The 11,980-nt window shown below is 60.9% G+C and carries 12 protein-coding genes; 7 read left to right on the top strand and 5 right to left on the bottom strand.

The features are described 5' to 3' along the window. Window positions 1–114 precede the first annotated feature (114 nt). Window positions 115–1,131, top strand: coding sequence for a DUF4917 family protein (locus M2497_RS08140; protein WP_248486772.1), 1,017 nt, complete (start codon window positions 115–117; stop codon window positions 1,129–1,131). Here M2497_RS08140 and M2497_RS08135 read toward each other — a convergent pair whose 3' ends face one another. Next, on the bottom strand, window positions 1,132–1,659 hold the full coding sequence (locus M2497_RS08135; protein WP_071488902.1) for an XRE family transcriptional regulator: 528 nt from the start codon (window positions 1,657–1,659) through the stop codon (window positions 1,132–1,134). 159 nt (window positions 1,660–1,818) lie between these two features. Here M2497_RS08135 and M2497_RS08130 point away from each other — a divergent pair, with 159 nt between their 5' ends. After that, window positions 1,819–2,601, top strand: coding sequence for an aldolase (locus M2497_RS08130; RefSeq protein WP_071496831.1), 783 nt, complete (start codon window positions 1,819–1,821; stop codon window positions 2,599–2,601). A 28-nt stretch (window positions 2,602–2,629) separates the two neighbouring features. Beyond that, entirely contained in the window at window positions 2,630–3,508 is an 879-nt protein-coding gene (locus M2497_RS08125) for a dihydrodipicolinate synthase family protein (RefSeq protein ID WP_248486771.1), read from the top strand. Between the two features lie 51 nt (window positions 3,509–3,559). On the opposite strand, the gene M2497_RS08120 is transcribed toward M2497_RS08125, so the two are convergent. Then, complete coding sequence (locus M2497_RS08120) at window positions 3,560–3,892, bottom strand: YegP family protein (RefSeq protein ID WP_058425182.1); 333 nt, start codon at window positions 3,890–3,892, stop codon at window positions 3,560–3,562. 174 nt (window positions 3,893–4,066) lie between these two features. Here M2497_RS08120 and M2497_RS08115 point away from each other — a divergent pair, with 174 nt between their 5' ends. From M2497_RS08115 to M2497_RS08100, 4 genes are all read left to right on the top strand, one after another. Further along, window positions 4,067–4,606, top strand: a complete 540-nt coding sequence (locus M2497_RS08115) for an RNA polymerase sigma factor (RefSeq protein WP_071488898.1) — start codon at window positions 4,067–4,069, stop codon at window positions 4,604–4,606. Further along, complete coding sequence (locus M2497_RS08110) at window positions 4,603–5,571, top strand: FecR domain-containing protein (protein WP_248486770.1); 969 nt, start codon at window positions 4,603–4,605, stop codon at window positions 5,569–5,571. Before M2497_RS08115 ends, M2497_RS08110 begins: the two co-directional genes overlap by 4 nt. Window positions 5,572–5,699: 128 nt before the next feature. Then, window positions 5,700–8,264, top strand: a complete 2,565-nt coding sequence (locus tag M2497_RS08105; protein WP_248486769.1) for a TonB-dependent receptor — start codon at window positions 5,700–5,702, stop codon at window positions 8,262–8,264. Window positions 8,265–8,364: 100 nt separating this feature from the next. Further along, entirely contained in the window at window positions 8,365–9,267 is a 903-nt protein-coding gene (locus M2497_RS08100; RefSeq protein ID WP_248486768.1) for a DMT family transporter, read from the top strand. Here the strand turns inward: M2497_RS08100 and M2497_RS08095 are convergent. The 3 genes from M2497_RS08095 to M2497_RS30660 form a co-directional block, all read right to left on the bottom strand. After that, complete coding sequence (locus tag M2497_RS08095) at window positions 9,255–10,457, bottom strand: SAM-dependent methyltransferase (RefSeq protein WP_248486767.1); 1,203 nt, start codon at window positions 10,455–10,457, stop codon at window positions 9,255–9,257. The two genes, M2497_RS08100 and M2497_RS08095, sit on opposite strands and share 13 nt — an antisense overlap. Before the next feature lie 134 nt (window positions 10,458–10,591). After that, entirely contained in the window at window positions 10,592–11,209 is a 618-nt protein-coding gene (locus tag M2497_RS08090) for a TPM domain-containing protein (protein WP_071496837.1), read from the bottom strand. Window positions 11,210–11,237: 28 nt separating this feature from the next. Further along, complete coding sequence (locus M2497_RS30660) at window positions 11,238–11,966, bottom strand: TPM domain-containing protein (protein ID WP_282579046.1); 729 nt, start codon at window positions 11,964–11,966, stop codon at window positions 11,238–11,240. Between the last annotated feature and the right edge of the window lie 14 nt (window positions 11,967–11,980).

Here is an 11,980-nt window from a genome sequence, read left to right as displayed (position 1 = left end):
TCAGAGGCTTTATGCCTACAGAATCAACCGGTGACGCGTTCTGCATCTTGATCAGGATCAACGCCCGCTCGTGATAAAGTCACCGTCCAGCCGATTTCGAGTAGACCCGCCCCGATGAAGGATTTCCAGGATATAGACGCCCACCTTGAAGACTGGAGCGCACTGCGCGCGAGCCGCGACTTCAGTGGGATTCTGATCGGCAATGGCGCCAGCCGCACGATTTGGGAAGACTTTGCCTACGACTCACTGTTCGAAAATGCCCGCACCGTCGAAGAAAAACCCCTGAGTCAATCCGAACTCAGCGTGTTCGACGCCCTGCAAACCCGCAGCTTCGAGCAGGCGCTGGGCGCGTTGAAAACCACCAGCCGGGTCAACAAGGCGCTGGCGGTCAGCTCGGCGGCGCCGCGCAACCGCTATTACGCGATCAAGGAAGCGTTGATCAATACCATCCACGCCGTGCATATCCCGTGGCGCCTGGTGCAACCGTCGACGCTGGTGACCCTCAATACTGAGTTGCAGCAGTACGCGACGGTGTTCACCAGCAACTACGACTTGCTCAACTATTGGGCGATCCTGCACACGCCGGGCATCGACGACTTGTTCCGCAGCGCCGACGCCAGCTTCGACCTGCGCAACACCCGCACCGACGCCACGCGCATTTTGTACCTGCACGGCGGCCTGCACCTGGTGCGCAACCTCGACGGCACTGCGCGCAAACTGCCGACTACCGACAGCACTTTGCTCAGCAGTTTTGCGATCAACAACACCATCAAGACCCTGGATGATGTGCCGCTGTTCGTCAGCGAGGGCAAGGTGGAAGAGAAGCTCAAGACCATCCGCAGTTCGGATTACCTGTCGTTCTGTTATGAGCAGTTGCTGAGCCACGAGGGCGCGCTGTGCATCTTTGGCCACGAGCTGGGGGCGCAGGATCAACACTTGGTGGATGCGATTCGCCAGGCCAACGTGACGACGCTGGCGATCTCGGTGTCGGGACGCAGCGATGGGTTTATTCGCCAGCAGAAGCGGCGGTATTCGCAGTTGTTCGACGGGGCTGGAGTGGAGCTGAAGTTCTTTGCGGCGCGTACCCATCCACTGGGTAATCCGGCGCTGTCAGTCCCTGTCGAACGCTGATCACTCTTCGCCGCTGTGCACCACCACCAATAGCTGCGCCTGCACCGGCCCCACCGAGCGCAACCGATGGGGCTTCTGCGCATTGAAGTGCAACGCGTCGCCCCGCTCCAGGATCACCCGTTCATTCATGAAGTCCACCTCCACCTGGCCTTCATGCACGAACAGAAACTCTTCACCCAGATGCTCCTTGAAGGTCTTGTCGGTGAACTCCGCCGGCGGGTAGATGATGAACGGCAGCAGGCTGCGCTCACTGACCTGATGGGCCAGCACCGCATAACCGGGCGAGGTGTCGGGCCGCTCATGGCTGCGCACCAGGCTGTAGCTGTCCAGGCTGACGCTGTCTTCGCTGAACAGTTCCTCGACTTTCACGTTCAATGCCTTGGCCAGTTTCAGCGCGGCGGCAATCGATGGCGTGTTGAGCCCGCGCTCGACCTTGGACAGGTAACTCTTGGTCATCCCGGACTTTTCGGCCAGGGCCTCCAAGGTGACGCCAAGTTTTTTTCTCAATAATTTCAAACGGATAGACATGCGCTGCGGTTAATCCATGCAGTAAGCGATGAGCTGTGCTTGCCAATGACACAAAGTGTCATATAGCATCTTTAGTGTCATTTGCCTTCACCCAACGACCTTGCGAGCAGCGGGAGACAGCAAATCCGACGTCCATTGAACCACCCAAAGGACACCGATATGGCCAAGACATTAGCACTCCCGAAAGACCAACTGGTCAAGCAAGCGCTGATCCAGATGCAAAACACCCTCGCGGATAATACGTGGACCGACCGGCAAAAGCTGGCGCTCACGTGTCGCATCCTGTTCGAGAACGGCCACGACTCCGGACTGGCCGGGCAGATCACCGCGCGTGGGCCGGAACAGGGCACCTATTACACCCAGCAACTGGGCCTGGGGTTTGATGAGATCACCGCCAGCAACCTGTTGCTGGTGAACGAAGATCTTGAGGTGCTGGAAGGTCACGGCATTCCCAACCCGGCCAACCGTTTTCACAGCTGGGTGTACCGTGGGCGGCCGGATGTGAATTGCATCATCCACACGCACCCCACGCACATCGCCGCGCTGTCGATGCTGGAAGTGCCGCTGCAGGTGTCCCATATGGACCTCTGCCCGCTGTACGAAGACTGCGCGTTCCTGGAGGCCTGGCCGGGTGTGCCGGTGGGCAACGAAGAAGGCGAAATCATCACCACGGCTTTGGGCGACAAACGCGCGATCCTGCTTTCGCACCACGGCCAGTTGTCCACCGGGGCGAGCATCGAGGAAGCCTGCGTGATCGCGCAATTGATCGAACGCGCGGCCAAGTTGCAGTTGCTGGCGATGGCGGCCGGCACCATCAAGCCGATCCTGCCAGAGCTGGGTCGCGAGGCCCATGACTGGATCTCCCGGCCCAAGCGCCACGGCGCCGCGTTCAACTACTACGCCCGGCAGAACCTGCGCCAACACGCCGATTGCCTGAACTGACCTGCCCTTTTTCGACCGGAGACTTTCCATGTCCAGCCCAACCATCCACGGCATCATCGGCTACACCATCACCCCGTTCAGCGCCGACCGCCAACGCATCGACCTCGACGCTTTGGGCCGCTCCATCGACCGCCTGATCGCCAGCGGCGTACACGCCATCGCGCCGTTAGGCAGCACCGGCGAAGGCGCCTACTTGAGCGATGCCGAGTGGGATGAAGTCAGCGCCTTCAGCCTGGCCAAGATTGCCCGGCGCGTACCAACCATCGTCAGCGTTTCCGACCTGACCACTGCCAAGGCCGTACGCCGTGCGCGCTACGCCGAGGCCAATGGCGCCGATGCGGTGATGGTGCTGCCGACGTCTTACTGGAAGCTCAGCGAAGCGGAAATCCTCGCCCACTATGCCGCAATCGGCGACAGCATCGGCGTGCCGATCATGCTCTACAACAACCCGGCCACCAGCGGCACGGACATGTCGGTGGAGCTGATCCTGCGCATCATCAAGCAGGTGGCCAACGTGACCATGGTCAAGGAGAGCACCGGGGATATCCAGCGCATGCACCAGTTGCATCGTCACAGCGACGTGCCGTTCTACAACGGCTGCAACCCGCTGGCACTGGAAGCTTTCGTGGCGGGTGCCAAAGGTTGGTGCACGGCGGCGCCGAACCTGATCCCACAGCTCAACCTGGATTTGTACGACGCGGTATTGAGCAACGATCTGACCCAGGCCCAGGCGCTGTTTTACCGCCAGCTGCCATTGCTGGAGTTCATCCTCAAGGGCGGGTTGCCGGCGACAATCAAGGCCGGGTTGCGGTTGACCGGTTTGGAAGTGGGTGCCCCACGGTTGCCGGTGTTCCCATTGAGTGAAACGGCACGCAATCAATTGAAGGCGCTGCTGGACGCCGCCTGAAAAAACGCCCCGGTTCTTGCGAGCCGGGGTGTTTGTTTTTTTGCGACACCTTCAAGTCTTGTCTTTGATCGTGGTCGTCGGGCCATTGGCCTTTACGCTTGCAATGCCGTTGTCCCGTGCCGCTGTCGAGGAATACTGCTCGCTGCTGCCGATCACCTGGTGATTGGCAGCCTTGAGGTTAAAAAACGGCTGGCCATTGCTGGCCACTTTTTTCTCATAGCGCTCGTCATGCGGGCTGTTGGTCTGCACGGAAGCAATACCGTTTTCGGCTGCGCTGCGGGTGACGTAAAGCTCGCTGGTCAAAATGGTTTCTGCGTTCGCCGCCTTCAACACAAAACGGAATTGCCCGTTGCTGCTTTTACTCAACTCATACCATCCAGCCATGACTCTCTCCTTATCAAGTGGGATTTTGTTCACTTGCTTGTAGGATTAAAGGTCACACCCGGCTGATTACAAGCCATGGACTCAGTGGCTGTCATTTAACCGAATGACAAATGACAATAGTTCTCGATATCATTCACGACTTTTCCACGTCGTGCTTCGTCAAGAAGGATATCCATGTCTCGTCCCAAGCCCGACCCGTTGTCGGCCGATGCCTTTCGCGGGTTTTATACAGATATCCTGTATTTCCTGCGCAAACGCACGGACAACGCCAGCGACGCGGCGGACATGACCCAGGATGTCTTCACTCAGTGGCTGGACTACCGCGACCGGGCCAAGGTCGAGCAGCCACGGGCGTTTCTGTTCCAGATGGCGCGCAACCTGCTGCGTGATCACTGGCGCAAACAGAAGGTACGGCACACAGTCCACTCTGATCAGGCCGAAATGGACGCGGAGCCTGTCACCGACGAGCAAAACGATCCCATGGCCGCCGCGCAACGCTTGCAACGCCTGGAACAGTTGAAAGAAGTCCTCGCCGAACTCTCGCCCCGCAGGCGAGAAGCCCTTATGCTGCACCGCTTCGAAGGCCTGAGCCAGGCGCAGATCGCCGAGCGCATGGGCATTTCGACCAGCATGGTGGAAAAGCACATCGCGTTTGCCCTGCTGCATTGCAAGCGACGCCTTCAACACGAACCCGGCACGGAGCAGCCAGAATGAACCGCCTGAGCGACACCGACGTGCTGGACATCGAAGACAGCGACGCCATCGATGCCCAAGCCGCCAGCTGGTTTGCGCGCAACCGCAGCGAAACCGGGCGTGCCGAGCGCAAGGCCTTTGCCGCCTGGCAGGCCGATCCCGCCCATGCCCGTGCCTACGCCGAATTCGAACAGCTGTGGGCAGACCTGGCCCAGTTGCAACAACTGAACAAACCCGTGGCGCTGCCCCAGCGCAAACCGTCGGTATGGCGCCCTGCCCTGGCCGTGGCCGCTGCTCTGCTGTGCGCGGTGTTGGCCACCCATATCGGCGCGCCCCGCGAGCTGTATCACACCCAGGTCGCGGCCCATGCCAAAGGCATGCGCACCCTCAACCTGCCCGATGGCAGCACTTTGTATGTGAATGCCAACACCCGCGTACGCGTGGATTTCACCGCGCACCAGCGCATCCTGCACCTGGACAAGGGCCAGCTGTACATTGAAGTGGCCGCCGACAAGGAACGGCCGCTGTTCGTACAAGCCGGCGAGGCCAATGTGCGCGTGGTCGGCACTGGCTTCGATGTGCGCCGCAGCCAGCAGCAACTGGTGGTCAGCGTCGCCCATGGCCAAGTCGCCTTCGAGCCGGACGCGAAAAGCCCCATCACCCTGCTGGGCGCCCGGCAACGTGCGATCTACAGCTACGCCAAGGGCACGGTGCAGCAGCAGACCCTCACCGCCGAAGAGGTCGCCGACTGGCGCAGCGGTCACCTGTCATTTCGCAACCGCGAGCTGGCCAGCCTGATCGATGAATTGAGCCTGTATCGCCCCCAGGCGCCGCTGCAGGTCAGCAGCGCCGTGGCGCACCTGAAGGTCTCGGGCAATCTGGATGTGAATGATCCGGACGCCCTGCTCAACGCCTTGCCCGCCTTGCTGCCGGTGAAAACCGTGATGTCGACCGACGGCATCGTGAGGATCGAACCGAGCAAATAAACTCACAAGATTCTTATTTGAGAATATTTTGCATTCGCAGGTGTGGATTTTTTCAGCTGCCCCGTCTTCCTCCGGTCTGAGTTCGATACGCACACCTTTTCGGCCACTTGGCCACACCGGGGGATTCCATGTTTCGCGCGCCTTGCCACGCTTCGCACCTGTTTCTTCGACCGACGCTCATCGCCAGCTGCCTGGCGTACAGCCTCAGCGCCCAGGCCGAGCCCTTCACGCTGCCGGCCCAGTCGCTGGCCACGTCCCTGAGCCAGGTGGCGCAGCAGGCACAGATCCAGTTGCTGTTCGATGAAGAGTTGCTCAAGAACGTGCAGGCGCCCGCGCTCAACGGCGACTTCACGCCGGAAGTGGCGATTCGTACCCTGCTGAAAAACGGCGAGTTCACCCTGATCAAGGTCGGCAGTACCTATGTGGTAAGGCCCGAAGAGGCCAAGACCACCAATAGCGGCGTTGTTCAACTGGATGCACTGAGCGTGATCGGCACCGGTAGCCAGGTCGACTCCAGCACCGTGGGCCGCTCTACCCTGAGCCAGGCGGATATCGACCGTTACCAGCCCGATAACATTCCTTCGCTGTTGCAGACCCTGCCCGGGGTATCCATGGGTGGCTCGCCCAAGCCGGGCGGCCAGACCATGAACATTCGCGGCATGGGCGATGCCGAAGATGTGCCGATGACCGTGGATGGCGCGGCCAAAAGCGGTTTCGAGCGTTATCAACAAGGCACTATCTTCATTGAGCCCGAGTTGATCAAAAGCATTGAGGTGGAGAAAGGCCCTTACTCGCCATTTACCGGTAACGGCGGTTTTGGCGGCACGGTCAACATGGTCACCAAGGACGCACCCGACCTGCTCAAGGACGGGCAAAATGCCGGGGCGATGGTCAAATACGGCTACGCCAGCAACAACCACGAGCAGGTCTACACCGGCGCGGTGTATGGCCGCACCGACGACGGCCGCATGGATGGCCTGGCCTACCTGACCAAGCGCGACGGCGGCGACCTCAAGCTCGCCGGCACACCGCCCGACCCGCGCAATGAATACCCGATCAACCCCAAACGCTTGCCCAACAGCGCGCAGGATGTCGAAGGCCAACTGTTCAAGTTCAACGCGTACTTCACCGACGAACACAGCATGGGCCTGTCTTACTCACGCGCCCAAAGCCAGCGTATGACGCCGTTCTCGGCAAAGTCCTACCCATCACCGCCGACACAATCGGCCATCGACCGCTACGGCTACGCCACGGCCGTATCACGCTTTCTGGCCGACCGCGACACGGTGGACACCACCTGGTCGAGCAAGTACGAGTACCACCCGTTGAACAACCCGCTGATCGACCTGAAGCTGAGCTACTCGGAGTCCAATACCGACCAGACCGATGAGCGCGCCGCGAATGCCGTCATTAGCCTGGCGACCGGTGGACGCAAGATGGATACGTCCTACAAAGACCGCATCCTCGAACTGCGCAATACCAGCCTGCTGACCACCGGCCCGTTGGAACACGCGGTGACCACGGGCGTACAGATCCGCAAGCACAAGCGCGAAACCGAAAGCTGGATGCCAGGTGCGACCTACAACACTGCCAGATACAACTATGGGCATTTCCAGCCGTATTTCATGCCCCACGGCAAGGTCGATAGCAACGCGTTCTACATCCAGGACGCGATTACCCTGGGCGACGTGACCCTCACGCCGTCCCTGCGCTACGACCATGTGCGCAATCGCGGCGAAGCCAACGATGCGCCGTACTACAGCAACCCGGACCCGAAAGTGGGTCACGACTACAGCGACCGCACCTACACCGGCTGGTCGCCACGCCTCGCCGCGTTCTGGAACGTAACCCCGGATGTGGCCTTCTTCGCCAGTTGGAACCGCACCTGGCGCGCGCCAGTGATCGATGAACAGTACGAAGTCCAAGGCGCCCTCAGCACCCGCAGCGCCACCAGCCTGAACCTCGACCCGGAGCGCATTACGGCGATTACCGCAGGCAACGTCACTAACTTCTCGGGGCTCTTCACCCACGAGGACAACCTGCAACTGCGCACCACGCTGTTCCACAACCGTATTGAAGACGAGATCATGAAAGCCACCGGCGTCGGCTGCGAACGGCAACTGACAGTATCCGGCAGTATCGATGCGGTATGCAGTGACGCGGCGTCCAGGACCAACTATCGCAATGTGGGCGGCATGACCATCAAGGGCGTCGAGCTGGAAAGCTACTACGACTCGACCTACCTGTTCGGCTCCCTGACTTACTCCTGGGCCACAGGCAAGCGCGACAACCCCTACACCAACCCCTGGGCGACCAACCTGCACGTGTGGGCGCGGGACATCCCACCGGCCAAATGGGTGGTGGTGCTGGGTACCAAGATCCCGAGTTGGGACGCGCAGGTGGGCTGGCAGGGCCAGTTCGTACGCAAGACCGATCGCGTGCCCACCGATATTTACGCGGGCGGTTTGAACTCCAGCATCGGCGACTTTATCTACGACCAGACGGAGAACGCCAGCTACGACACACAAGGCCTGTTCGCCAATTGGAAACCGCAGCAGGCCGGTCTCAAGGGCACCGAGATCAACTTCACCGTCGATAACCTGTTCAACCGCTTCTACCAACCGGCACTCAGCGGTGAAGGTGTCTACAGCCAAGGCCGCAACGCCAAGATCAGCATCACGCGCTTCTTCTGAAAAACTGTACGGATAAATCCGCACCCAGCTGTAGGCCCGCAACCGACGGGGGATGTGGCTAGATGGGCTTCCCTTGAAGCCCTCTCGTTTTGGTTGCCCCATGAGCTCGCGCGAAAACACCGGCATGGCCCTCGGCCTGCTGGGCGTCATCATCTTCAGCCTGACCCTGCCCTTCACCCGCATCGTGGTGCAGGAAATCCACCCGTTGCTCAACGGCCTGGGCCGCGCACTGTTTGCGGCGATCCCGGCGGCGGCGCTGTTGCTGTGGCGTCGCGAACGCTGGCCCAACTGGCGCCAGGTGCGTGGGTTGTGCCTGGTGATCGCGGGGGTGATTCTCGGTTTCCCGGTGCTGTCGGCCTGGGCCATGCAGACCTTGCCGGCATCCCACGGCGCATTGGTCAACGGCCTGCAACCGCTGTGCGTGGCGCTGTATGCGGCGTGGTTGTCCCATGAGCGGCCATCGAAAGCCTTCTGGGCCTGCGCGGCACTGGGCAGTGGCCTGGTGTTGAGTTACGCCTTGATCACCGGCGCCGGCAGTATCCAGGCCGGTGATTTGCTGATGCTCGGTGCAATTGCGGTGGGCGGCCTGGGGTATGCCGAAGGCGGACGATTGGCCAAGGAGATGGGCGGCTGGCAGGTGATCTGCTGGGCGCTGGTGCTGTCGACACCGGTGCTGATCGGCCCGGTGTGGTACCTGGCGGCACAACATCAAAGCGCGATTTCGATGCGCGCATGGTGGGCATTTGGCTATGTGTCGCTGTTCTCGCAGTTCCTGGGGTTCTTTGCCTGGTACGCCGGGTTGGCCATGGGCGGGATTGCGCGGGTCAGCCAGATCCAGCTGTTGCAGATCTTCTTCACCATCGCGTTTTCGGCGTTGTTCTTTGGAGAACACATCGAGCCGATTACCTGGGTGTTCGCGTGCGGGGTGATCGTGACGGTGATGCTGGGGCGCAAGACGGCGGTGCAGCCTGCGCCCGTAGCATTGGCCGATCAGGCCAGGTAACCATCCGCGCGCAGCAGGGTTTCCAGGCAGTGTTCGGTGATGTGGTAGAACGCCTTCAGCTCCTGGATTTTTTCCAGCAACTGCGCATTGTCCAGCGGCTCTGCGCGCTTCACGGCCAGGATCATCTTGTTCTTGTTGGTGTGCTCCAACGAGATGAACTCGAACACCTTGGTCTCATAACCACAGGCTTCGAGGAACAACGCACGCAAACTGTCGGTGACCATTTCCGCCTGCTGCCCCAGGTGCAGGCCGTATTGCAGCATCGGCTTGAGCAGTACCGGACTCTGGATTTGCAGGCGGATCTGCTTGTGGCAGCACGGCGAGCACATGATGATCGACGCGCCGGAGCGGATGCCGGTGTGGATCGCGTAGTCCGTGGCAATGTCGCAGGCATGCAGGGCGATCATCACGTCCAGTTCGCTGGGCGCCACGCTGCGCACGTCGCCACATTTGAACACCAGCCCCGGGTGCTCCAGGCGGGCGGCGGCGGCGTTGCACAGGGTCACCATGTCTTCGCGCAATTCAACGCCGGTCACTTCGCCCTCGGCCTTGAGGGTGTTACGCAGGTAGTCGTGGATGGCGAACGTCAGGTAGCCCTTGCCCGAGCCAAAGTCGGCGACGCGCACCGGCTGGTCCAGCTTCAGCGGTGACGAGGTCAGCGCATGGCTGAACACCTCGATGAACTTGTTGATCTGTTTCCACTTGCGCGACATCGACGGGATCAGCGCCTGCTTGGCGTCGGTCACGCCCAGGTCAGCGAGGAACGGCCGGCTCAGGTCGAGGAAGCGGTTTTTCTCGCGGTTATGCTCAGCCGATGGCGCTTCGCGCAGTTGCTGCGGCTTGCTTTTGAACAACGAGCTTTTGTTCTTCTTGCTGTATTCCAGCTGCGCTTCGTCGCTCAGCGACAGCAGATGGGCGTTCTTGAACGATGCCGGCAGTAGCTCGGCAATCGTTGCCACTCCCTCGGCCACCGGGAAGTTCTTGGTGATATCGCGGGTCTTGTAGCGATAGACGAAGGACAGGCACGGCTGCTCCTTGACCGTTACCGGCTTGATGATCAGCCGCTGCAACTCAGCCTCGTTACCGACGTATTTGGCCAGCACCAGTTTGATAAAGGCACTCTGCGCGAGGCTTGCGCTCAGCAGTTCGATGAACTGGGCATGATGATCCGGTTGAGCAGTGACAGACATGAACAAAAACGCCTCGGGCAGGGAATGCCGGGCATTTTAGGGGGGATAGTGATTCAGAGCACGGGGTTATTTGATCAGTGGTCATTGGATGGAACACCGCCCCTCCCACATTTTTTTGCCCAGTGTTGAGTCTTTTATTCGAGTACGACCAGGCGATTGGGCAGTTCGTTACGGGTTTGGGTGACCGGCACATGCACCTTGAGCAACTCACCGCACGCCTCGATACACGCCACAAACCCCGCCAACGTCTGCCCCTGCTTCACCTGCTGGGTAAACGCCTTGACGATCCCATCCCAGTTGCTGTCATCCAGGCGACTGGAAATGCCGTCATCCACCAGGATCTCCACATACCGCTCGGCCTCGCTGACGAAAATCAGCACACCGGTGCTGCCCAGGGTGTGATGCAGGTTCTGCTCCAGGAACTGGCGTCGCGCCAGGTTGGACGCGCGCCAGTGGCGCACCGAACGCGGGATCAACCGTGTCGTCACCTTGGGCAAGCGGAACACCAGGCACAGCACAATGAAGGTCGCCCATTGCGCCAGCAGCAAGGTGTACATGGTCAGGTAGCCCGACAGGTAATGCACCACACCCGGCACTACCAGCGCGATCAGGCTAGCCCACAACAGCGGGATGTAGGCGTAGTCATCGGCGCGGGCGGCCAGCACGGTCACCAGTTCCGCGTCGGTGGTCTTTTCCACCCGGGCGATCGCTTGCGCGACCTGGCGCTGCTCGTGTTCAGTCAGTAATGCCATGGTTGTGCTTGCTCTCTCATTATTATCATCACCAGCCGCCTGAAGCCCCGCCACCGCCAAAGCCGCCCCCGCCGCCGCGGAAACCACCGCCGCCGCCCCCGCCACCACCGCCACGGCCGCTGCTGCTGAGAATCGCCAGCAGGATCGCACCCACCGGCAGGCCCAAGCGATTGCACAGCCACAACACGCCGATCAGCAGGATAAACAGACCGATGGAAAACCCGGGATTATCCTTGGCAAAGTTGGCGTCCGCCACATGGGCCGGCACGGCCAGCGGTTCGCCGCCCACCACCTGAATCATCGCCGCCACGCCGTCGCTGATGCCCTGGCTGAAGTTGCCGGCCTTGAACTTGGGTGCAATCACCTGGTTGATGATCACCCACGACTGCGCATCGGTGAGCACACCTTCCAGGCCGTAGCCGACTTCGATGCGCAATTTGCGCTCATCGCGGGCGACGATCAACAGCGCGCCGTTGTCCTTGCCCTTCTGGCCGATGCCCCACTCGCGGCCCAACTGATAACCGAAGTCCTCAATCGGCACGCCTTGCAGGTCGGGCACGGTGACCACCACGATCTGGTCGCCGGAGGTCTGTTCCAGCACCTGCAACTGCTGAGTGAGTTGCTGGCGCGTGGCCGGGTCGAGCATCTGGGCGTTGTCCACCACCCGCCCGGTCAGCGCCGGGAAGGTCAGCGCCGCCTGGGCCACGCCCACGCAGGCCAACAGCCACAGTGCCAGGCCTATCCGTAATAAACGCATCGACACCTCAGCGC

Source organism: Pseudomonas sp. CYM-20-01, from assembly GCF_023169845.1.
Classification (GTDB): Bacteria; Pseudomonadota; Gammaproteobacteria; order Pseudomonadales; family Pseudomonadaceae; genus Aquipseudomonas; species Aquipseudomonas azotoformans.
The sequence above is the reverse complement of the archived record's forward strand: the minus strand, read 5'-3'. Positions and strand labels throughout refer to the sequence as shown.